Consider the following 20,230-nt stretch of genomic DNA (forward strand, 5'->3'; position numbering starts at 1 on the left):
GGCATGACGGCGGAGCATGTGGCTCCTTGTCGCTCATCCCCTCACCACTCACTTCGCCGCCCGCACCTCGACGGTGCCCGTCCCGGTGCGGCCGTAGCGCGAGGGATTGTACATGTCCTCGACATAGGCCTGCGGCAGCACGTATTTGCCGGGCGAGACCACACGGACGACATAGGCCACCGTGAAGACCGCCTTGGAATCCGAGGCCCGGTCGACGGCCGCCGTGAAGCGGTCGTCGCGGAACTCGGTATCCTTGGGCTCCTGGCCGTCCTCGATCCAGCCCAGCGTGCCGCTGTCGCCCGACGACACCAGTTTCGGATTGTCGATCTCGAGGCCGGCCGAAAGATAATCGGACACCATGATGTGGCCGTACTCGGGCTTGGCCTCGGTGATCTTCAGCACCACGGCGAAGCGGTCGTTCTGCTTCACCTTGCTGATATCGGCGGGCTTGCCGTCGAGCGTGAAGAAACTGCGCTCGATCTTGAAGCCGTTCGATGCCGCGGGCTCCGGCGTCACCGGCGAACCCGACACAGAGACCACGGCCTGCACCGGCGCATCGCCCGTGTTGGTGATCTTCAGCGGCTTGCCCTCCAGGGTCGCCGCCTTGTAGCTGCGGTACAGCGCGGTCTTGACCGGCTGGCCGTCGACCTCCATCGACAGGTTCTCCTTGGCGAGCGCGCGTGCCGCCAGCACCAGCCACGCATTCTCCTGCGTGGAGGTATAGGGCGTCAGCCCGCGGGCAGTCTCGACCCTCGACACCGCCTGCGTCAGCGTCGCCTTCGGGGCATTGCCTTCGCTGGCAAGCGACACCAGCGCTGCGGCATCGCGAAGCTGCGAGCCGTAGTCGGTGCGGCCGAACTCCAGCACGGGTTTTGGCGCGAGACTGTCGAGCGCGGCACCGTAAACGCGCTCCGCGCGGTTGCGGTCACCGACCAGCGCGAGTGCCGCGGCGAGCTGCGATTTCGCGATGGGAGTTGCGAGGTTGCTTAGCTTGGTGTCGGCGAGATAGCGGAGGTCGCCGATTGGCGCCGCGCCGTTGCGCGCGAGCACATAGAGGCCGTAAGCGAGATCGCGGCCGCCGTCCTTCTCCGGCTCGTTGCCGTTGACGACCGAGTTGCGGATACGATCGAGCGCGGTCTTGAACAGCACATCCGGGACCACAAAGCCCTTTTCGCGGGCGCGGGTCAGGAAGTCGGTCACGTACGCGTCGAGCCACGCATCGTCGCCGCCCGCCGACCACAGTCCGAACGAGCCATTGGAGCCCTGGCGGGCCAAAAGCCGCTCGATCGCGTCGCGGATGCGCTGGTCGACTTCGGTGTCCATGGCGAGATGCGCGCCCGCGGCGAGATCGTTGACATAGAGCAACGGCATCGCACGGCTCGTGATCTGCTCCGAGCAGCCATAGGGATAGCGGTCGAGCGCTTTCAGGATCGTCGCCGCATCGAGCGCGGTCGACAGGCTCGCCGAGACCGAGACGCTGCCGGTGCCCGGTACGAGGTCGGCGAACATATCAGACGTCAGCGTCAGGCTCTCGCCCTTCGCCAGCGTCCGGATCGAGCGCCGCGCCAGCACCTGCGTCGCCGCCTTGACGTCGAGCGCATAGTGGCGCGCGAGTGCAAGCCCGTTCGGCCCCTTGATGTCGACGTCGAGCGTCGCCTGCCCCGCCGCCGTCGCGTCGATGGCGAGCGTGAACGAATTCCGCTGCTTGGCGGCGAGCTTGACCGTGGTTGCGGGATTGCCTGTCATCTTGACCGGGCCGCCCGTCTTCACGTTGATAACGTAGTCGCCCGCCTGCCCCTCGACATTGTCGATCTCGAGATTGACCGTGCCGTGGTCGCCGTTGAGCAGGAAGCGCGGCAGGGTCGTGGTCAGCACGACAGGATCGCGGATCACCACGTCCGTGTTGGCGCGACCGAGCTTGGTCGCGGTCCACGCCACCGCCATGACGCGCGCGGTGCCGGCGAACTCCGGAATGTCGAAGCTGATTTCCGCGGTGCCGTCAGCAGCAACCGTGACGATGCCCGAATAGAGCGCGAGCGGCTTCTGCGCAGGCGGCGAGCCCTGCAATTCGGCCGCGCCGGCGTCACCGCCGGACTTAATCTGACCGCGCGTGCCCGACATGCCGTCGATCAGTTGCCCATAGAGATCGCGGATCTCCGCGCTGAGGCGGCGCTGGCCGAGATAATAGTCGTCCGGCGCCGGCGGTTTGTAATTGGTGAGGTTGAGGATGCCGACGTCGACCGCGGCGATGACGATCTTGGCGTCCTCGCCCGGATTGAGCCCGTCGAGCTTGAGGGGGATCTTCAGCAACCCATTCGGCCGGATCAGCGCCGGCGGGGTCAGCTTCACCTGGAGCGTGCGGGTCTGTTTGTCGATACCGAACCATTTGAGTCCGATCGCCCGGCCTGGCATGCGTTGCGCGGCCGCATCGAGCGGACGGCGCAGCGTCGCCACCACATAGGCGCCAGTGCCCCAGTCCTTGCCGACCGGGAGCTTCACCTGGGCGGTGCCTTCCTTGACGTCGATGGTCTGCGTCGTCAGCAGGCGATCGCCGAGCACGTTGACCGTCAGCTTGCCGGCGCTGCGGACGTTGACCGACACGGTCATCATGTCGCCCGAGGCGTATTGCGGCTTGTCGATCGAGGTCTCCAGGAGGTCCGGCGTGTCGGCGCTGCCGTCGGAATACCAGCCGACGTCGAACTGTACGGAGGTCACGGGCCCGTCGGCATCGTTCGACTTCACGTCCAACCGGTAGCGGCCGGGCTTTGGGGTCAGCGAAATCCGCGACGGCTTGTCCGCGGCGACGGTCACGTCGCCGTCAGAGACGCGCGAGGTCGATTTGACCGGCTCGTACTCCCAGTAATTGCTCTGGCGATACCATTGGTAGCGCGACTCCATCTTCAGGAGCTCGTAGCGCAGGCCGTCGCGGCGTAGCCTCTCGCCCTCGGGCGAGACGAACACGATGTCGAACTCGGCCTTGTCGCCTTCGGCCACGTTCTTGTCGCCGAATAGCGGCTTGATGCCGATCATGGCGGCAGCAGGCGCGACCGGCAGCACGATCTTGCGTTCGACGGCGCGGCCGCCGGTCTCCACCATGCGAACGAAGATCTGCGCCTCCTGCGGCCGCGTCGAGGCCGGCTGCTTGTCGAGCGTGACCGGGAAGGTCGCAACGCCGTTGGCGTCAGCTTCGGGCAGGTTTTCCAGCGGCGTGCGCTCGTTCGAGGTGGTCTCCTCGTCGGCGACGCCGAACTGGTAACCGGCGAAGCCCGGCCGCTCGGACGCGGGCGCGACCAGCATGTCGCCTTCGAGCGCCAGCCCCGAGGCCGGCGCGCCATAGAGGAAATGACCGTCCGCCTTAAGCTCCACTGGAGCGTTAGCTTTGATCAGCTTGTCCTTGGAAGACAAGTCGAATTCGATCCGATCAGGGACGTAGTCCTCGACCATGAAAGTGGTCTCGCCGACCGAAGAGCCCTTCGGATCGGTGAAGGCGCGCACCCGCCAGGTCCCGGTCGGGACGGCCGAGTTGAGCGGCACGGACAAGGTGCGCCCGCCGGCGCCCTGGTCGGACAGCACGGCGCGGCGATATTCGACGCCGTCGGGACGCTCGATCACCAGGGTCATCGGCCCGCCGGTAACGGCGTTGCCCTGCCCGTCCCGCAACAGCGCGGTGAGATAGACGGTCTCGCTGGAGCGGTAGACGCCGCGCTCGGCATAGACGAAGGCGTCGGCGCCCACAGGCACGGCCCTGCCCGAAACGCCGCGGTCCGACAGGTCGAAGGCAGAGGATTTGAGGCTGAGGAAAGCATAGTCGGCCTTCTCACCGGTCACGGTGAGCATCGCCGGCGACAGGCCGCCCTCGCCGCGCGCAAGCCCCGCCTCGAACAGCAAATGGCCGCTCTCATCGGTCTTGCGGGTGGCCAGGATCTCGTTGTTGCGCGCGACCAGTCGCACCTCGGCTTTGCCGACGGGATCGGTCGAGGCCAGCGAATTCACGAAGACATGGATGCCGTCATTGCCGGAATAGGCCGTGACGCCGAGATCGGAGACGATGAACCATTGGGTGGCGAGCTGGTAATCGTCGTCCGAGCCCGGCCCCTTGGCTGCGGCCGTCATCACATAGACGCCGGGCTGGAGCTCGCCCAGCGCCTGGTCGACCGGGAACGCCGTGGTGACGTCCTGGTTGAGCGTCATCGCGGTCGCGAGCTCGCCGGTCCAGACTTTGACGCCGCGCTCGCCACCGAGATCGCTGAGCTGGTATTTCGACAGAGTCTTCTGGAAATCGCTGTCGACCACCGTGTTGATCAGATTGCGGTCGCCGATCCGGAACACGTTGATGTTGACGGCTGGCGTGTTGACGCTGACGACGGGAATGCCGCGCTGGCCCGTCCTCGGCAGCACATAGGCGCGGCTGGTGAAGCGCACGAAGGGCTTGCGGTCGCGCACATATACGTTGAACTCGGCCGATTTCGGCAGGCCTTCCTTCACGGTGGACGGCAGGCCGGCGCGCAGATTGATGTTGTAGCGCTCGCCGTGCTTGAGCCCATCGACGCAGAGCTGCTTGCCCTCGGCCGACAAAGCCGGCTTGTCCTGGCCCGCCAGCGCGAGGTACGGCGCGAAATCGGTGCGTTTTGCCAGCTCCTCCGAGAACTGGAAGCAGGCGCGCGGACTGGCGGAGTCCGAGTCCACGGTGTAGTCGAGCAACCGAAACCCGTGCTCGTCGCGCATCTTCTCGTACTGGCCCCGGACGTCGGCGACCTCGCGCATGTCGAGCGACAGCCGCAGTGCATCAAGCGCCGGCCGCCACAGCTTGCGTTCGGACAGCGACTTGCCGAGCACCGCGAGCGAATCGGCCTCCTCGCCCGCATTGCCGGCGCGCTGGTAGGCGATGTAGGCGGCAGTCGAGGCGCGCTCCAGCAGAAACGTCTGTTCGCTCGAGCTCTTGGGCGTGATCTGGAAGATGACTTTCGCCAGGCGCAGCCAGTTGCCGGCGTCCTCCGGCGTGGTCGCCGCGATCTGGCCGAGCACCGACAGGCCGGTGCGATAGTCGTTGCGCCGGAAGGCAGCATCGGCGTCGGTGCGTAAGCTCGCGCCGCTCTTGGCGACCGGCCCCGCCTCGCCCTTGATCTGCGCCTCCAGTTTGATCGCGGAATCGGCGAGGTCGTCCCGCTTGAAGGCTTTGTCGGCGGCCTGCGCTACGCTAAGGCCGAACGCCAGCGTGGCGCAGAGTGTGACGGCGCGAACAAGACCGATCATGGATGGACTCCCGGAAATCGCGGACGAACGCCGCTTGTCGCATGAAATGCGCGGAAAGGTGACCGACTCAAGGCGATGGAACCAAAGGTGCAAACCGTCGCATTCGCCATGACAAGGCACGCCCAGAGGAGACCGATCAAGCTACCGCCGCGCACGCCGTCCTGATGGCGCAGTAATACCCGACCAGTCGTCCGGCGGCCGTGTCCCGGAAGCTGGCCAGCGTTCCCGGCGATGTGATCCATCGTCCAGTCCGCTGCCGCTCAACCCGGCACCCTGACACCCCACCGTTCCGCTTTGTCGCGGCTTCGAGGAAAACGGTTCGGTTCAGGCTTGGCGAAAGACGATATTTTTCATAATGGCATGGTAGATGAACAGCCGGCCCCAACCAGGGCGGCTCAAGACGGTCCCGTAGCTCAACTGGATAGAGCATCAGATTTCTACTCTGAGGGTTGCAGGTTCGATTCCTGCCGGGATCGCCATATTCAGTCTCATCGGACGGGGACATCGTCCGGCGCACGCTGACTCGATACACCGGCGTTCACTGTAAGCCCGGTCTACGACGCGCGCCTGCAGAATCCACCGTCCTTCACGAACGCGTGGGTCGCCTCCCTCCGGGCTTTGATCCGGGCAAACGAACCCTATGTATCCGCCGAGCGACTTGCGCCCCGATAAGGACTTTGATGCCACTATCCGACTTGACGAGAATGGCGATCGCATCTGCGGTGGCGGTTGTGGCAATATCGTTCCTGGCAGTTGACGCGGGAGTCGTGAACTCCGGGGTGATCACAAAGCCCATCGCGACGGCGCGGGCCTCCATCGTGGACGCGGCGGCGAGTCAGCACCAACTCGCCTTCGCCGTTCAAGCCTGGGCACGTCGCGGCCACCAGAAGCCGGCCGTGGAAGAATGCCTGGCGATCGATTGAAACAGCGCAGTTTGTCGCCGCTCGTCTCGCGGATGTATGCGCAACGTAACAATCATGTTTGTTACAGGCCATTATTCCCCCGGATGAAGATCGTCCAAATCCAGCCGAACAGTGCGCTCAAGGCGGCGACCGATGCGGCGATTGCCGCGGTCCGAGTCCACCAGATCTGCCGCTCGTGCCGTTCGATATCCGCCTCGGATTTTTGATTATCTTTCCAGTTCAGCCATTCCTGGGCGAACCCGATCGTCATGACGGGCGCGGTTCCGATCGCAATCGCTCCTGCGGATGCCGCGTCGGTCTGGGCTAGGCGCGCTCGGACGTTGGCTGCACCCGTCTTTTCAAGCACCGCAAGCCATTGCTGGGACTGTTCGTCTGAAACATGCCACGTGCATTCCCTGTAAGGAAACGCTGTCGGTCGCTCTGTCATGGCCTTGCACCGCACTCACTCTTCAGTGTCGCCCTGATGTCGCGCCCACCATCCGGCGATCGCCGCCGCAAGATTCTTCCACGACTCGGTCGGCAGATCCGGCACCGCCACCCGGACGCTGTACCGATCCGTAGTCGCGTCGTGAAACCACTCGGTCGCCGCGAAATCGAAACCAAAGCTGCCGGCGTGGCGGATGGGGAAGCCTTCGCCGCCGAGGTCGCGGCTCATGTCCTCGGCCGCCTGCCGCGCGGTCGCCTCATCGAGGGAGCGCCTGCCGCGAAGCGTGACATAGAGGCCGTGGGTGAAATGCAGCTCGGCCGAGAGCGAACCGAGCTCGGCGGCGAAATATCGCGCCGTGTGGCGACCGTTGCGCAGGATCGCCGCGACGCGTTTTTTCGTCAGGGCCCAATAGCCCGCTGAGCCCACGAATGGCGGGAAGTGTGCCGGCAACGCCGCGCCACCGAGAAGCCGGACGGCATTGCCGGTTTCCGCCGCCAGGCTCTCGGACAGCAGCTGGCCTGCATTCAGGTCTTTCCGGCTCCAATGCACGAATACGGCAGAGCCGAGCCGGCCGTATTCCACCCCGAGCGAATCCAGCTTGTTGTGGCTTCGCACCAACACGACCGGAATGTCCAATCGCGCGGCCCATCTCAGAACGCGCCGGATGCGCCCCGATCTGCCGGCGAAACATGTCGTGTCGAAAATCAACAGGTCGAGCCCCGAACCGTCGCAACGCAAAGCCGCTTCGAACGCCGCGGCAGGGGCGCATGAATCCAGCAGGAGAAACCGTGGCGAGGCTGCCGCAGCAAACGCTTCGCCCAGCGGGAGGCTGGCGGTGACAAGCCGTAAATGGGGGACGAGGCTCTCGATCAGCTCCAGTGTCTCGCCGTAGGTGCCCGGCAGCACCACGACGTCTGCCTTGCCGATGATTCGTGCGGACGCGAGCAGCAGCGCGGAGATCGCGGCCATGCCGGATGCGGTATAGATCGCCTCGCTCCCGCAGCTCCGCTCGAGTTCGTAGAACGAGGGACCACGCACCTTGAGGTCCGCGCGCTGATAATCGTAGCTGAACACGAACGGACCGCTGCTGGGAGACGCCGCGTGCGACCAGGCGGTCTCCGTCGCCTTCCAGTCCTGGAGCGCATGCTCCGCGCGTAGCGCGGCGGCGAGCTGAAACTTGGAGACCACGACCTCGTCGACCGATTGCGGCCGAGCCAAATGCAGCGGGCTCCTCAGGCAATCGTTCAGCAGCCCGATTTCCCTGTGCTTTCGTTCGAGATAGGCCTCGGAGGTCTCCATGCGGATCTTGACGAAGGTGGTCTTGGCAATTGCGACGGCCTTTCAACGTTCGGCGAACGCATTGGCTCCAAACAGTCGGCCGCGCTCATCCTTGCAACGAAGACCGGTCCTCGCCGTTGACACTGCACAAGGAGAACATCATGAGCGAGATCAGAGAGCACATGAAGATCGTCGGCAAGGACGGCGCACATGTCGGCACCGTCGACCGCGTCGAGGGCAACCGCATCAAGCTGACGCGGAAGGACAGCCCGGAAGGTCACAAGGACCATCATCATTACATCGACACGAAATATGTCGGTGCCGTCGAAGGCGATGTCGTCAAGCTTTCGGTCAATGCCGACGCGGTGCCGAAGTCGGAAGCAGCCTGAGCCAGCAAGTCCCCTCGGGGACTTTTTGTTTGTTCACGGTCCTGCTCCGCTTCGTTCTCCGAAACGAAACGCGATCGGAAAATCGTCGCCCGAACGAGTCTTAACGTCGCGTTTCGACGGCTCGCGTCAGGCCTCGAGCGTCACGAGCACGGGCCGGAAGCGGTAGGCGTCGATCGCGGCGTTGGACAGCAGCAATCGTCGCCTCTCGCCACCCAACATCATGCGGTCGATCCTGTTCAGGATGAACCGGGCCGCGTCCCTGCGCTCGCCAGTAAGCAGGCCGGATTGGTCGAGATACTTCCAGGCAATCTCGAAGGACTGTGCGCGCAACTCGGGATCGGTCATAGCGGCTCAACGTCGGCGGGGAACCGACGTTCCATCGGCAAGACGCCCTCCCCCGGTCGCCCTTCATGATCTTCGCGCGAAAAGAATTGAGGGGGCGCGGAACGAACCTGCGATCAGCGCGTTCGATATCGAGTGGTGCCGATTTGCCAGCCCCGATCGGCTCTCGAGAACCCCGTGCTCGTCCCCCCGAGCACAGGGTTTTTCTTTGAATACGGATATTGTCGTAAGAGCGTGGGCTCAGTCCGTCCGCTCTTCGCGCCGGTCGCGGGCGAGTTGGTGCCAGGCCAGGGCCAGCTCGATGAGACGTTGCCGGTCGGGGCCATCGGCCGCCACGGCGCGCTTCATCGCCGCCTCGGCTTCGTGCTGTGGATCGTACTTGGTACACATGAAGCAATTCTAGCCGGACGATCTGGACAAGCGCGTGGCAATTTCGTCCGTATGATTGCGGGGTTAATGCCTCCCGACACGGATTTGCGACGCGATCCAGCTCACGCATCTGTCGAACGATCCGCCCCGATTGTGGGCTTGGTGCGTACCGATCTGTGAAGTGCGTCACAGCCGGCGCCCGGCGCCTCCGCTAAACAGTTCTCAGCGCTCCCAGAGAGGGAGAAGGCATGGGAGATATTCCCGTCATGACGCAAGAAGCCGCAGCCGAAATTGCCGTCCCGACGCGACGCGAAAGATCCGACCCGCTCGGCATCGCTTATCTTGCGACCATCGGCATCGTGATGCTGGCCTGGATCGCAGGCCTGGTCTGGGCCGCGATCGCGTTCTTCAGCTGGCTGGTGTCCTGACGCGCGGGCGATCCCCCTTGAATCAATTCCCGGCCAGCTGACGGCCAGCGCAAAACGAAAAGAGGCGGACTTTTCGCCCGCCTCATCGCTTCAGGTCTCGCCTGGAGTGCTCAGTAACACGCCCGGGGATCGGCCTGCACATACTGGCCGCTCGGATAGCGGTAGTAGCAGTTGCCCTGGGCCAAATAGTAGCCGGGGCGCGAAGCAGCCGTCGCGCCGGCGATCGCCCCGGTGGCACCGCCGATCACGGCGCCTGCGGCCGCGCCCGAGGCGTTGCCCGAGATCAGGCCCCCCAGCACGCCGCCGACGATAGCGCCGCCAAGCGCGCTCGCACCAGGATCCGCCGGCGGCGGCGGAGGCGGCGGTTCGTAGGCGACCGGCGGCGGGGTGTAGGCCACAGGCACGTCATCGTAATAATCCTCCGAGATGTAGGCCGGAGGCCCTTCCATGCGCTGCGGATAATAATACCGCGCGCCGCCCACATCCCACCACCAGCCGGAGCGGCCGTCGTGGACTTCGTGGCGCCAGCGTCCGCCATCCCAGGCGAGATGGCCGCGATAGGTGTGTCCGCCCCAATCGCGCGCCGGTGCGGGACCCCTGGCGTAATTGCGTCCGGGCGGCGGACCGCCGGCATTGCGCGGACCAGAACCTGCATAGCCCGGACCGCCCGCGTGAGGCTGGCCGCCGGGCTGTAGCACGGGCCGGGCAGCCTGCTGCGGCGGCGGCCCCTTGCGCATGTTCTGCGGCGGCGCACCTGCGCTCGGCCCGGGCGATGGCTGGGCGGCGTCTCTCGGCGGCCGCGCGTCCTGAGCCTGCGCCGGGACGGCGAGCAATGACATGGCCGAAACCAAGGGAATGATGATCTTGATGCGACTGGACGCACTCATGCGTGCTTGCCCCCTACTCTCTCGATTGCCGTCGATGGCCGTGATGCCTGGCGCGATAGACGATTCGGCTCGCGCTGAGCTGATGCCGGCTGACATGACTGACCTGCTTTGGTCGGCCAAGTCCCGTTACAAATGATTAAGATCACGACATTTTTTCGTCCGCGCGGGCCGCTCTGGAGTGCCTCTAGCGGGCCGGCTCGATCACATTGCAGTTGCTTCGCCCGGACATCAGGCAGTCCTGCATCTTGCTCGCGGAGGTGAGATCGCGGGCGAGCCACCAGCCGACGCCGAGGATGACAATCGCGATGATCAAGCCGGCGATGGCGCCGCGGCGGTTGTCACCGGATTGAGGTTTTGGAGGGGATTTGAGCTTCGCGCCCGGTTTGGGCTTAGGCTCGGGCTTGGCTTCGGACTTGGACATGGCTGACCGATCACGGGGCGAGCGGGCTTTATCACCTCTGCGGCGTGGCGTCACATCCCGCCCAGCTTCTCCCGGTTAGCCCCGCGTCGGCCGGATCGCTTCCTTGCGCGAGGTTTCGGCGGCCGGGATCGCCTGCTGGGCCCGCGGTGCGCAGGTCGTGAGCACAAACGCAGTCTGGGTGCATTCCCAATCTGCACCCAGGACGGCACTTTCGATCGGCTGCGGGCTGGCGAAGAGCAGCGTGACACCAGCCAGGGTTGCCACCGCGACGGCGATTGCGAGCGCCTTCAGGCTCAGTCTTGAGATCGTCATGCCCGTGCTCCGCGTCTCATACCAGGCGGGACGCTAGGCGCCGCCCTGGTGCCCCTTATGAGGGGCATCACAATTCGGCAGTTTTTCGGGGCTACGAGAGATCGTCGGGGGCGGCGATTTTCGTCTACCTGATCGGCTGCGATTATAGGTGGCATCACGGCGCGCGCCGATGTACACGCATCTGCGTCGCGCGGCGCCCGCTATGCCCAGCCGACGTACCAACAGGCAGTGATGTAGGATCGAAAGCGAGGATGACAAGGTTCGCCGATGAGTGGATTTAGGGAACCAGGCTTCTCCGACCGGCAAAAGGCGGCACAGGAAGCACGCAAAAACCTTTTGAACAAATTCAAGTCGCAGCCGGGGCCGGATGATCCCGCGGTTGTGGCGAAGCGTGCGGAGCGCGAGGCCCTTGCGGCCAAGCGCGCCGAGGCAAAGGCTGCGCGCGAGACGGAAAAGGCCGAGCAGAAGCGCCTTCAAGAAGAGGCTGCCGCGCTCGAGGCCGCGCGGATCGCCCGCGAAGCCGAAGAAGCCGTCGCGAAGGCCGCCGAAGCCGAGGCCGATCAAAAGGCCAAGCGAGACGCCCGCTACGCCGCCCGCAAGGCGAAGCGCAAGTAACGTTCGCAAGTCACGTTCAATTGAATTTGGACTGAAACAATACTCCGGGGGCGGTCTACGTGACCGCCCCCGGATTTTTGGCGCGCGTCTGGCTGTCGCAAGCGCCGCCTCGACGATGGAAGATCAGTGCTTCTTCATCATCCCGTCGTCTTTCTTCATCCCGTCCTTCGACATCGTGTCCTTCTTCATGCCGTCGTCCTTGGACATGGTGTCCTTCTTCATGCCGTCCTTGGACATCGTGTCCTTTTTCATCATGCCGTCATCCTTGCCCATCTTGTCCTGGGCAAAGGCGGCCGGCGACAGCGCGAGGCCGAGCGAGAGAACGGCCGCCGAAACGCCGAGCGCGATGCGGGTACGAATGGTCATGACTGGTCTTCCCTTCGAGATGATGTTTGTCAGCGACGGACGCCGCTATCTGATCTCGACGGATTGCCACGGGGCGTTGTTACGCGACCGCTGATAAATTTCTGCGCCCCCGCCGCCCCTTCGTTGGACGGATGCAGAAACACCCAGAAGTGTGCAACGCAGCATGGTCGACACTTGCCGCGGCATTCGGTCTCGAACTATCAGACTAGAGAACATTGTCTGAAAGACCGGCTAGGATGGGCCTCAGCACGGTCTCAAAGACCCGCCCAAAATCACAGCAAGCAAGAACCGTCCAAGAAACGTCCAAAGGGAATCACACCATGCTCACGCGCCGCCACTTGATCGCGACCGCCGTCGCCGCACCCGCCATTCTCCGTTTCAGCACCGGCACCGCGCATGCCGCGACCACGCTGAAGATCTCGCATCAATTCCCGGGCGGCACCGTTGACAAGGGCGATTTCCGCGACCGGCTCTGCCGCATGTTCGCCGCCGAAGTCGCCAAGCGCAGCAACGGCGACATCGCCGCCGAAATCTATCCGAACTCCTCCCTGATCAAGACCAACGCGCAGTTCTCCGCGATGCGCAAGGGCGCGCTCGACATCAGCCTCTACCCGATGCCCTACGCCGGCGGCGAATTGCCGGAAACAAATATCGGCCTGATGCCGGGCCTCGTCACCACCTACGACCAGGGCATGCGCTGGAAGAAGGAGCCGGTCGGCAAGGCGTTGACCGACTTCCTCGCCGACAAGGGCATCATCCTGCTCAGCTGGGTGTGGCAGGCCGGCGGCGTCGCCAGCCGCTCCAAGCCGATCGTGGCCCCCGAAGATGCCAAGGGTCTCAAGGTGCGCGGCGGCTCGCGCGAGATGGACATGGTGCTGCAGACCGCCGGCGCATCCGTGCTGTCGGTGCCCTCGAACGAAATCTACGCAGCGATGCAGACGGGGGCCTGCGATGCCGGCATCACCTCCTCGACCAGCCTGATCTCGTTCCGCCTCGAAGAGGTCGCGAAATCGCTGACCTCGGGCGCAGGCGCGTCCTACTGGTTCATGCTCGAGCCGCTGATGATGTCGAAGGCGATCTTCGACAAGCTGCCGAAGAACCAGCAGGACGTCCTGCTCGCGGTCGGCACCGAGCTCGAAGCCTTCGGCCGCAAGGGCGCGCAGGACGACGACGTCGAGGTCGCCAAGGTCTACGAGAAGGCCGGCGCCAAGGTCTCGGCGCTCGATGCCGCGACCGTCGGCAAGTGGCGCGACATCGCCCGCGACACCGCATGGAAAGACTACGGCGCCAAGACCGCGACCTCGGCCAACCTGCTCAAGCTCGCGACCGACGTCGCCGCATGAGCCACGGTCCGCTTCCGGATCGTGACGACCAGGCCAACGCTGCCGCAAGGACTGGCCTTGCGGCGGCGATCGATCGCGGTCTCGCCATCCTCAACAACATCATCGTCGTGTTCGCCGCGATTGCGCTGATCGCCGCCTGCGCCATCCTGAGCTACAGCGTGCTCAGCCGCGCCTTGTTCAAGGCCGCCAATTACTGGCAGGACGAGGCTGCGGTGTTCCTGCTGGTCGGCGCCACCTTCATGACCGCCGCCTACGTACAGCAGAACCGCGGTCACATCGGCATCGAGGCCTTCGTCGGCCTGCTCTCGCCGCTGGCGAACCGGATCAGGCTGTGGCTGGTCGACGCCGTGACGCTTCTGTTCTGCGCTTTCTTCGCCTGGAAGTCGTGGACGCTGGCGCATGAAGCCTATGTCGACGGCCAGGTCTCGAACTCGATGTGGTCGCCGCCGCTGGCCATCCCCTATTCGCTGATGGCGTTCGGCATGAGCCTGCTCTGCGTCCAGATCTTCGTGCAGCTTGCGCTGCCTTTCGCTGGAGCCAGGCGTTCATGAGCGTTTTCGGTATCGGCCTCGCATACGGAATTGCGACGCTGGTCGTGATGTTTTCGGGCATGCCGATTGCGTTCGCGCTCGGCGCGGTCGCGGTCGTGTTCATGGGCATCTACATGCCCGCCGCCTCTCTCGATACGGTGACGCAGAACGTCTACGAGGAAATGGCCTCGATCACGCTGCTGTCGATCCCGCTCTTCATCCTGAAGGGCGCCGCGATCGGCAAGTCTCGCGCGGGCCAGGATCTCTATTCGGCTCTGCACGCCTGGCTGCACCGCGTCCCCGGCGGCCTCGGCGTCGCCAATGTGTTTGCCTGCGCGCTGTTTGCGGCGATGGCGGGCTCCTCGCCCGCGACCTGCTCGGCAATCGGCTCGGCTGGCATCCCCGAGATGCGCAAGCGCGGCTATTCCGGTGGTTTTGCCGCGGGCATCATCGCCGCCGGCGGCACGCTCGGCATTCTGCTCCCGCCGTCGATCACCATGATCCTGTTTGCGGTCGCCGCCGAAAAATCGCTGGGACGGCTGTTCCTCGCCGGCATCGGGCCCGGCCTGCTGCTGGTCTCGCTGTTCGGCGTCTACGCCGTGATCCGCTTCCGCCAGGAATACGCCGCGGCCGAAGCGATCTACAAGAACGGCGGGCCGGAAGCTGCGATCCTCGCCCGCGACGAGTACACGCTTGCGGAACGCTTCAGCGTGCTGCCACGCGTAATCCCCTTCGTGCTGCTGCTCACCGGCGTCATGATCGCGCTCTATGGCGGCTACGCCACGCCGTCGGAGACTGCCGGCCTCGGCGGTCTCCTGGCGCTGGCGCTGATCGCGGCGATCTACAGCGTGTGGCGGCCGAGCGACCTCGCCCCGATCCTGAAATCGACGATCCGGGAATCGACCATGCTGATGATGATCATCGGCATGTCGCTGCTCTATTCCTACGTGATGAGCTATCTGCACATCTCGCAATCGGCCGCCGAATCCGTCGTCGCGATGCATCTGCCGCGCTGGGGCCTCTTGTTCGCGATCCTCGTCATGGTCGTCGTGCTCGGCTTCTTCCTGCCGCCGGTCTCGATTATTCTCATGACCGCGCCGATCATCCTGCCGCCGCTCCGTGCCGCCAATTTCGACATCATCTGGTTCGGCGTCGTCATGACCATCGTGATGGAGATGGGACTGATCCATCCACCCGTCGGGCTCAACATCTTCGTCATCCGCAACGTCGCGCCGGACATTCCCCTGCGCGAGGTGATCTGGGGCACGCTTCCTTTCGTGCTCTTGATGATGCTCGCGGTGCTGCTGCTGTGCTTCGTGCCGGGCATCTCGACCGCACTGCCGGACCTGGTGATGGGGCCGGACGGGAGCAGGTAGCGGCAATCGCAAGTGCTGTAGGGTGGGCAAAGGCGCGCAGCGCCGTGCCCACCACCTCTCTGTGCTTCCGCGAAAAGTGGTGGGCACGCTTCGCTTTGCCCACCCTACCAGCGCGTCGATTACGACTCGCGCTTCCGCCGCGACTTCGGCGCGAGCGTGCCGCCACCCACCACCTGCAGCAGATCTTTGCGCACGGCTTCAATGTGACGCTCCAAAAACCGGCAGGCCTCCTCGATCTTCTGCGCGCGGCAGAGCGCGATCAGATGGGCATGCTCCTTCTCCGCCGTGCCCATCGCCTTGGTGTTGGAGAGCTGAAGCCGCGTGTAGCGGTCGCTGGTCTGGAGCAGTGACAGCACGATCGCCCGGGTGCGGGGCTGCGGCGCGTGGATGTAGAGCGCCATGTGGAAGTCGGCATTGAGCTGCCCCCATTCGCTGACGTTGCGGGCCTTGATCGCCTTCTCGAAGCTTTTGTGGATGTCGTCGAGCCCTGCGAAATCCTCCGCCGTGAACCGGGGAGCCGAGTGCGCCAGCAGCCGCGGCTCCAGGATCCGGCGCAGGTCGAAGACGTCGTTGATCTCGTCCAGTGACAGCTCGGAGACGATGGCGCCCTTCTGCGGAACGATCCGCACCAGGCCTTCCGCTTCGAGCTGAAACAGCGCCTCGCGCACGGGGATACGGCTGACGCCATAGGCCTCGCCGAGCGCATCCTGGCGCAGTTGCGATCCGGCCGGATAGGTCCCGTCGAGGATTGCTTGCCGGAGCTGGTCGACGATCGCAGCCGACAGGGTGCGATGCTTCAGAGGCAGTTTCATCCGATCTTCCGTCCCTCTCCGACTCGGCCGGCCGGAACGGTCCCTGTCTTGCATGTTGAGGTCATCGCGTCCCCGCAAAAAGCGCGTGCACGCCTTCGACGCAATCCGCGATTCCATTTGACAGCCAAAATGTATAAATTATACATTCGGCCATCGCACGACAAATCTTGCGGGCAATGGGGCCTCTTCATGATCGAGCAGACGATGCCGGCCACGCGCGCGTTCAGCGTTCGACGCATGGTCGTCCGCGCCTCCTGCGCCCTGCTCGCCGTCGAGCGGATCGCATTGATGGGCCTGATGTACCTGCTCACCGCCCTGATCCTGGTCAACGTCGTCACCCGCTACTCGCATTTCCCGATCTACTGGATCGACGAGTCCGCGGTCTATTGCGTGGTCTGGCTGACATTCGTCGGCGCCTCCGCGATGACGCGGCTGCGGCTCGATTTCGCGGTGACGATGCTGACGGAACGTCTTTCGCTCCGCGCCCAGAAGATCGCGAAGGTGATCTCGACCGGCCTCGTCGTCGTGTTCGGTCTCGCCCTGATCGTCACCTGCGTGCTTTGGATGGACCCGATTGGCCTCGCCCGCGCCGGCTTCGACGGGCGCAAGCTGGCGGCCCAGACCTTCAATTTCCTCTACACGGAGCATACCCAGACGCTGAACTGGCCGACCTGGGTGCTCTATCTGACGCTGCCGATCTTCGCGGTGTCGATGACCGTGCATGGTCTCGCCAATTTGCTGGAAGATCTCGAACTGGTCCCGCGCATCCCACCGAAGGGCTTTGCGCTCTCCGAGCTCGACGGGGTCAACTGATGATCACGTCGGCAGCCTTCCTCGCGATCATGCTGGTCGGCGTACCGATCGGTCTCTGCCTGTGTCTCGCCGGCCTGGTCTACATCGCCGCATCCGGCAATCCGGTGCTGTTCCAGTCCTATCCGCTCCAGCTGTTCGGCGGCGTCGACAGCTACGGCCTGATCGCGATCCCGCTCTTCATCCTGATCGGCGAGATCATGAACGGCGGCGGCATCACGCGGCGCATCGTCGACATGGCGATGGCCTTCGTCGGCTCGCTCAAGGGCGGCCTCGCCTACGTCAACATCCTCGCCAACATGTTCATCTCCTCGATCCTGGGGTCAGCGACCGCACAGGTCGCGATCATGGCCCAGATCATGGTGCCGGAGATGGAGAAGAAGGGCTACGACAAGACGTTTGCGGCGGGCTTGACCGCCTATGGCGGCATGCTCGGTCCGATCATTCCGCCCTCGGTGATGTTCGTGGTCTACAGCGTGCTCGCACAGGTCTCGGTCAGCGACATGCTGATCGCCGGCATCGTGCCCGGCGTGATCCTCACGGTGATGTTTTGTGTCGTCATTGCGCTGATGGGATACGTCTACAACTATCCGCGCGCCGACTATCAGACGCCGCGGCAGCGCGTGGCGACGATCCTGCGGACCTCGCCCACCCTACTGATCCCGATCGTCATCGTCGGCACCATCCTCGGCGGTCTCGCCAACGCGACGGAATCCGCCGCCGTCGGCGCCGTTGCCGCAGCCCTGGTCGGAAAGTTCTGGACCAGGGAGTTCGAATTCTCGCAGTTGCCGCAGATGATGCTGCGCAGCGCGATCTATTCGGCGATCGTGCTGTTCCTGGTGGCCGCCGCGGCGGTGTTCTCCTGGGTGCTGATCTTCGGCAAGGTGCCGCAGGAAACCGCCGCCTGGATCCAGACGGCCGCCAAGGACCCGATCAGCTTCATGCTGATCTGCAATGTCATCCTGCTGGTGATCGGCACCGTCATCGACGGCATTCCCGGCCTGATCATGACGGTGCCGATCTTGCTGCCTGTTGCAACCGACGTCTATCACATCGATCCCAGGCATTTCGGCGTCGTGGTGGTGATCAACCTCGTGCTCGGCCTGTTGTCGCCGCCGGTCGGGCTCTGCTTCTTCGTCGCGGCCGCTGTCACCGGCGCCAAGCCCGGCAAGATGTTCATGGTGACGCTGCCGTTCTTCGTCATCTCCTGCGTCCTGCTGGTGCTGCTCTCGCTCTATCCGTCACTCTCGCTGATCCTGATCAAATAGGCCCGTCCAAAAGGAAGCCCGACCATGCCGCTTTCACGCCGCCGCTTTCTCGCAGCCAGCGCCGCCGCATCGGTGTTCGCGCCGTCGTTGGCGCTCGCCCAGGCCAAGGAATTCCGTCTCGGCCTGATTACGCCGAACGGCCATTCCTGGAACAAGGCTGCGCTCAAATTCGGTGAAGATCTCAAGGCGGCGACCAACGGCCGCCTGACCCTGACCGTATTTCACTCCGGCCAGCTCGGCAACGAGCCCGCGATGATGCAGCAATTGCAGTCCGGCGCGCTCGACATGGGCTTCGTCCAGGCCGCAGAGCTCGGCTCGCGCGTGCCGCACATTGCAGCGATCAATGCGCCCTACATCGTCCGCTCGACGCCCGCAGTGGCGAAATTCGTACGGCATCCGGCGGCGGTGAAGCTGTTCGAGGTGCTGCCGCAGGAGACCGGAACGATCGGGCTCGGCTGGGGCATCACCGGCATGCGGGCGGTATTCTCCTCAAAGGACCTGACTTCGCTCGCCGACATCAAAGGCATGAAGCTGCGCATCAATCCGACGCCGGTCTATCGCGATTTCTATTCCTCGCTGGGTGCAGCTCCGACGCCGATCCCGACGCCGCAGGTGTTCGACGCGATGGCCAATGGCCAGGTCGACGGTCTCGAGGCTGATCTCGAATTCTCCTGGAACCAGCGCTTCGACAAGGTGTCGAAGGTGATCCTGCAGATGAACGCCGTCTTCATGCCGATGGCCGCAGTGCTCTCGGGCCGGGTCTGGCAGTCGCTCCCCGCCGCCGACCGCGAGCTGATCGCCAAGACCGTCAAGTCGACGCTGGATGCGCAGATCGACGAATTGGCCTCCAACGAGCCCGCGCTGATCGAGAATTTCCGCAATGCCCCGATCCCGATCCGCCAGGTGCCGGCCGGCGATACCGAAGCCGTCATTGCCGAGTTCGACAAGATCTGGCTGCCGAAGGCGCCCGTCCTCGCCGAGCTGCGCAAGGTCGGCGCCACGCTCTGACCCCAACCGCCATCCCCTTCCAAGAACCCCGGCGGATCCAGCCCCCCGCCGGCCAAATCCACTCGGAGTCAAATCATGAGCCGCCGCGTTTCCTGGGAGGGCGTCTTCCCGGCCGTCACCACGCAATTCCACGACGATCTCTCGCTCGACATCGACGCGACCGCGAAGGTGATGGACGGACTGATCCGTGATGGCGTCTCCGGCCTGATCGTCTGCGGCTCGGTCGGCGAGAACACCTCGCTGGAGCGCAAGGAGAAGGTCGCGATCATGGAGACGGCGAAATCCGTTGCGGCCGGCCGCGTGCCCGTGCTGTGCGGCATCGCCGAATTCACCACGGCCTTCGCAGTCGAAACCGCGAAGGAGGCCGCGCGCGTCGGCATCGACGGCGTGATGGTGATGCCGGCCCTGGTCTATTCGTCCAAGCCGCACGAGACCGCCGCGCATTTCCGCGCCGTCGCCACCGCGACGGACCTGCCGGTGATGCTCTACAACAATCCGCCGATCTACAAGAACGACGTCACCCCCGACATTCTGGCCACGCTCGCCGACGTCGAGACCGTCGTCTGCTTCAAGGATTCCTCGGGCGACACAAGGCGCTTCATCGACACCAGGAACATGGTCGGCGATCGCTTCGTGCTGTTCGCCGGCCTCGACGACGTCATCGTCGAGAGCATCGCCATGGGCGCCGTGGGGTGGGTGTCCGGCATGTCGAACGCCTTTCCGCGCGAGGGCGAGACGCTGTTTCGCCTGGCCAAGGCCGGACGCTATGCCGAGGCGATGCCGCTCTACGAATGGTTCATGCCGCTCTTGCATCTCGACGCACGCCCGGACCTCGTCCAGTGCATCAAGCTGTGCGAGCACATCATGGGCCGCGGCACCGCGCTGACCCGCCCGCCCCGCCTCGCGCTGCTGCCGCAGGAGAAGGCCGAGGTCGAGGCGATGATGGCCAAGGCGCTCAAGAGCCGGCCGCGCCTGCCCGATGTTGGGTTGAAGGCAGCCTGAGCGCACGTAGGGTGGGCAAAGCGAAGCGTGCCCACCACTGAGATCGAAATCGTGGAAAGATGGTGGGCACG

General features: G+C 64.6%; 21 protein-coding genes and 1 tRNA gene. 12 read left to right on the forward strand and 10 right to left on the reverse strand.

Features of this window, described 5'->3' with window-relative positions; all coding sequences use genetic code 11:
• Positions 1-48: 48 nt before the first annotated feature.
• Entirely contained in the window at positions 49-5,253 is a 5,205-nt protein-coding gene (locus AC0L3K_RS14220; RefSeq protein WP_219680187.1) for an alpha-2-macroglobulin family protein, read from the reverse strand.
• 402 nt (positions 5,254-5,655) lie between these two features.
• Between AC0L3K_RS14220 and AC0L3K_RS14225 the strand changes: the two genes are divergently transcribed.
• Positions 5,656-5,732 (forward strand) — tRNA-Arg (locus AC0L3K_RS14225).
• A 201-nt stretch (positions 5,733-5,933) separates the two neighbouring features.
• Entirely contained in the window at positions 5,934-6,176 is a 243-nt protein-coding gene (locus AC0L3K_RS14230; RefSeq protein WP_473366236.1) for a hypothetical protein, read from the forward strand.
• 61 nt (positions 6,177-6,237) lie between these two features.
• Here the strand turns inward: AC0L3K_RS14230 and AC0L3K_RS14235 are convergent, their stop codons facing one another.
• Together AC0L3K_RS14235 and AC0L3K_RS14240 are read right to left on the reverse strand one after the other, a co-directional pair.
• Positions 6,238-6,603, reverse strand: a complete 366-nt coding sequence (locus AC0L3K_RS14235; protein ID WP_007591279.1) for a hypothetical protein — start codon at positions 6,601-6,603, stop codon at positions 6,238-6,240.
• A 15-nt stretch (positions 6,604-6,618) separates the two neighbouring features.
• A complete protein-coding gene (locus AC0L3K_RS14240) occupies positions 6,619-7,902 on the reverse strand; it encodes a hypothetical protein (protein ID WP_219680191.1) in 1,284 nt (427 codons plus the stop codon).
• Between the two features lie 140 nt (positions 7,903-8,042).
• On the opposite strand from AC0L3K_RS14240, the gene AC0L3K_RS14245 reads away from it, so the two are divergent.
• Positions 8,043-8,270, forward strand: a complete 228-nt coding sequence (locus AC0L3K_RS14245) for a DUF2171 domain-containing protein (protein ID WP_007591282.1) — start codon at positions 8,043-8,045, stop codon at positions 8,268-8,270.
• Between the two features lie 126 nt (positions 8,271-8,396).
• Here AC0L3K_RS14245 and AC0L3K_RS14250 read toward each other — a convergent pair whose 3' ends face one another.
• Positions 8,397-8,615 carry a hypothetical protein gene (locus tag AC0L3K_RS14250; protein ID WP_007591284.1) on the reverse strand — a complete coding sequence of 73 codons (219 nt, stop codon included), beginning with the start codon at positions 8,613-8,615 and terminating at the stop codon, positions 8,397-8,399.
• 237 nt (positions 8,616-8,852) lie between these two features.
• Complete coding sequence (locus AC0L3K_RS14255) at positions 8,853-9,002, reverse strand: hypothetical protein (RefSeq protein ID WP_167552267.1); 150 nt, start codon at positions 9,000-9,002, stop codon at positions 8,853-8,855.
• A 227-nt stretch (positions 9,003-9,229) separates the two neighbouring features.
• On the opposite strand from AC0L3K_RS14255, the gene AC0L3K_RS14260 reads away from it, so the two are divergent.
• Entirely contained in the window at positions 9,230-9,409 is a 180-nt protein-coding gene (locus AC0L3K_RS14260; protein WP_007591288.1) for a hypothetical protein, read from the forward strand.
• A 110-nt stretch (positions 9,410-9,519) separates the two neighbouring features.
• Here the strand turns inward: AC0L3K_RS14260 and AC0L3K_RS14265 are convergent, their stop codons facing one another.
• The 3 genes from AC0L3K_RS14265 to AC0L3K_RS14275 form a co-directional block, all read right to left on the reverse strand.
• Positions 9,520-10,296, reverse strand: coding sequence for a hypothetical protein (locus AC0L3K_RS14265; RefSeq protein WP_007591290.1), 777 nt, complete (start codon positions 10,294-10,296; stop codon positions 9,520-9,522).
• 184 nt (positions 10,297-10,480) lie between these two features.
• Positions 10,481-10,717 carry a hypothetical protein gene (locus tag AC0L3K_RS14270; protein WP_007591292.1) on the reverse strand — a complete coding sequence of 79 codons (237 nt, stop codon included), beginning with the start codon at positions 10,715-10,717 and terminating at the stop codon, positions 10,481-10,483.
• 75 nt (positions 10,718-10,792) lie between these two features.
• Positions 10,793-11,029 (reverse strand): hypothetical protein, encoded by a 237-nt coding sequence (locus AC0L3K_RS14275; protein ID WP_007591294.1) that lies wholly within the window; start codon positions 11,027-11,029, stop codon positions 10,793-10,795.
• 267 nt (positions 11,030-11,296) lie between these two features.
• On the opposite strand from AC0L3K_RS14275, the gene AC0L3K_RS14280 reads away from it, so the two are divergent.
• The gene (locus tag AC0L3K_RS14280) at positions 11,297-11,644 is read left to right on the forward strand and encodes a DUF6481 family protein (RefSeq protein WP_007591299.1); all 348 of its coding nucleotides are present in this window, start codon (positions 11,297-11,299) and stop codon (positions 11,642-11,644) included.
• 123 nt (positions 11,645-11,767) lie between these two features.
• Here the strand turns inward: AC0L3K_RS14280 and AC0L3K_RS14285 are convergent, their stop codons facing one another.
• Complete coding sequence (locus AC0L3K_RS14285) at positions 11,768-12,010, reverse strand: pentapeptide MXKDX repeat protein (RefSeq protein ID WP_007591301.1); 243 nt, start codon at positions 12,008-12,010, stop codon at positions 11,768-11,770.
• 320 nt (positions 12,011-12,330) lie between these two features.
• Here AC0L3K_RS14285 and AC0L3K_RS14290 point away from each other — a divergent pair, with 320 nt between their 5' ends.
• From AC0L3K_RS14290 to AC0L3K_RS14300, 3 genes are read left to right on the forward strand one after another with little or no spacing between them, the layout of a single operon-like run.
• Entirely contained in the window at positions 12,331-13,353 is a 1,023-nt protein-coding gene (locus tag AC0L3K_RS14290) for a TRAP transporter substrate-binding protein (RefSeq protein ID WP_007591303.1), read from the forward strand.
• Positions 13,350-13,904 carry a TRAP transporter small permease gene (locus AC0L3K_RS14295; RefSeq protein WP_007591315.1) on the forward strand — a complete coding sequence of 185 codons (555 nt, stop codon included), beginning with the start codon at positions 13,350-13,352 and terminating at the stop codon, positions 13,902-13,904. Before AC0L3K_RS14290 ends, AC0L3K_RS14295 begins: the two co-directional genes overlap by 4 nt.
• On the forward strand, positions 13,901-15,259 hold the full coding sequence (locus AC0L3K_RS14300; protein WP_007591317.1) for a TRAP transporter large permease: 1,359 nt from the start codon (positions 13,901-13,903) through the stop codon (positions 15,257-15,259). Before AC0L3K_RS14295 ends, AC0L3K_RS14300 begins: the two co-directional genes overlap by 4 nt.
• A 119-nt stretch (positions 15,260-15,378) precedes the next feature.
• Here the strand turns inward: AC0L3K_RS14300 and AC0L3K_RS14305 are convergent, their stop codons facing one another.
• Positions 15,379-16,071, reverse strand: a complete 693-nt coding sequence (locus AC0L3K_RS14305) for a GntR family transcriptional regulator (protein ID WP_219680198.1) — start codon at positions 16,069-16,071, stop codon at positions 15,379-15,381.
• 204 nt (positions 16,072-16,275) lie between these two features.
• Between AC0L3K_RS14305 and AC0L3K_RS14310 the strand changes: the two genes are divergently transcribed.
• The 4 genes from AC0L3K_RS14310 (at position 16,276) to AC0L3K_RS14325 (ending at position 20,159) form a co-directional block, all read left to right on the forward strand.
• Positions 16,276-16,884: a TRAP transporter small permease gene (locus AC0L3K_RS14310; RefSeq protein ID WP_219680318.1), complete on the forward strand. Its 609-nt coding sequence runs from the start codon at positions 16,276-16,278 to the stop codon at positions 16,882-16,884.
• The gene (locus AC0L3K_RS14315) at positions 16,884-18,149 is read left to right on the forward strand and encodes a TRAP transporter large permease (RefSeq protein WP_007591322.1); all 1,266 of its coding nucleotides are present in this window, start codon (positions 16,884-16,886) and stop codon (positions 18,147-18,149) included. Before AC0L3K_RS14310 ends, AC0L3K_RS14315 begins: the two co-directional genes overlap by 1 nt.
• A gap of 24 nt (positions 18,150-18,173) precedes the next feature.
• Positions 18,174-19,157 carry a TRAP transporter substrate-binding protein gene (locus AC0L3K_RS14320; RefSeq protein WP_219680202.1) on the forward strand — a complete coding sequence of 328 codons (984 nt, stop codon included), beginning with the start codon at positions 18,174-18,176 and terminating at the stop codon, positions 19,155-19,157.
• A 75-nt stretch (positions 19,158-19,232) separates the two neighbouring features.
• Positions 19,233-20,159 (forward strand): dihydrodipicolinate synthase family protein, encoded by a 927-nt coding sequence (locus tag AC0L3K_RS14325; protein WP_007591326.1) that lies wholly within the window; start codon positions 19,233-19,235, stop codon positions 20,157-20,159.
• Positions 20,160-20,230: the final 71 nt, after the last annotated feature.

This window comes from Bradyrhizobium sp. MI1.10 (assembly GCF_055811035.1).

Bases quoted from the DNA above. Each gene is read 5' to 3' on its own strand.
- AC0L3K_RS14280 (WP_007591299.1), top strand. From the start codon at position 11,297: ATGAGTGGATTTAGGGAACCAGGCTTCTCCGACCGGCAAAAGGCGGCA.
- AC0L3K_RS14320 (WP_219680202.1), top strand. From the start codon at position 18,174: ATGCCGCTTTCACGCCGCCGCTTTCTCGCAGCCAGCGCCGCCGCATCG.
- AC0L3K_RS14305 (WP_219680198.1), bottom strand. From the start codon at position 16,071: ATGAAACTGCCTCTGAAGCATCGCACCCTGTCGGCTGCGATCGTCGAC.
- AC0L3K_RS14220 (WP_219680187.1), bottom strand. From the start codon at position 5,253: ATGATCGGTCTTGTTCGCGCCGTCACACTCTGCGCCACGCTGGCGTTC.
- AC0L3K_RS14240 (WP_219680191.1), bottom strand. From the start codon at position 7,902: ATGGAGACCTCCGAGGCCTATCTCGAACGAAAGCACAGGGAAATCGGG.
- AC0L3K_RS14275 (WP_007591294.1), bottom strand. From the start codon at position 11,029: ATGACGATCTCAAGACTGAGCCTGAAGGCGCTCGCAATCGCCGTCGCG.
- AC0L3K_RS14295 (WP_007591315.1), top strand. From the start codon at position 13,350: ATGAGCCACGGTCCGCTTCCGGATCGTGACGACCAGGCCAACGCTGCC.
- AC0L3K_RS14260 (WP_007591288.1), top strand. From the start codon at position 9,230: ATGGGAGATATTCCCGTCATGACGCAAGAAGCCGCAGCCGAAATTGCC.
- AC0L3K_RS14290 (WP_007591303.1), top strand. From the start codon at position 12,331: ATGCTCACGCGCCGCCACTTGATCGCGACCGCCGTCGCCGCACCCGCC.
- AC0L3K_RS14265 (WP_007591290.1), bottom strand. From the start codon at position 10,296: ATGAGTGCGTCCAGTCGCATCAAGATCATCATTCCCTTGGTTTCGGCC.
- AC0L3K_RS14300 (WP_007591317.1), top strand. From the start codon at position 13,901: ATGAGCGTTTTCGGTATCGGCCTCGCATACGGAATTGCGACGCTGGTC.
- AC0L3K_RS14245 (WP_007591282.1), top strand. From the start codon at position 8,043: ATGAGCGAGATCAGAGAGCACATGAAGATCGTCGGCAAGGACGGCGCA.
- AC0L3K_RS14315 (WP_007591322.1), top strand. From the start codon at position 16,884: ATGATCACGTCGGCAGCCTTCCTCGCGATCATGCTGGTCGGCGTACCG.
- AC0L3K_RS14235 (WP_007591279.1), bottom strand. From the start codon at position 6,603: ATGACAGAGCGACCGACAGCGTTTCCTTACAGGGAATGCACGTGGCAT.
- AC0L3K_RS14310 (WP_219680318.1), top strand. From the start codon at position 16,276: ATGCCGGCCACGCGCGCGTTCAGCGTTCGACGCATGGTCGTCCGCGCC.
- AC0L3K_RS14250 (WP_007591284.1), bottom strand. From the start codon at position 8,615: ATGACCGATCCCGAGTTGCGCGCACAGTCCTTCGAGATTGCCTGGAAG.
- AC0L3K_RS14230 (WP_473366236.1), top strand. From the start codon at position 5,934: ATGCCACTATCCGACTTGACGAGAATGGCGATCGCATCTGCGGTGGCG.
- AC0L3K_RS14325 (WP_007591326.1), top strand. From the start codon at position 19,233: ATGAGCCGCCGCGTTTCCTGGGAGGGCGTCTTCCCGGCCGTCACCACG.
- AC0L3K_RS14285 (WP_007591301.1), bottom strand. From the start codon at position 12,010: ATGACCATTCGTACCCGCATCGCGCTCGGCGTTTCGGCGGCCGTTCTC.
- AC0L3K_RS14270 (WP_007591292.1), bottom strand. From the start codon at position 10,717: ATGTCCAAGTCCGAAGCCAAGCCCGAGCCTAAGCCCAAACCGGGCGCG.
- AC0L3K_RS14255 (WP_167552267.1), bottom strand. From the start codon at position 9,002: ATGTGTACCAAGTACGATCCACAGCACGAAGCCGAGGCGGCGATGAAG.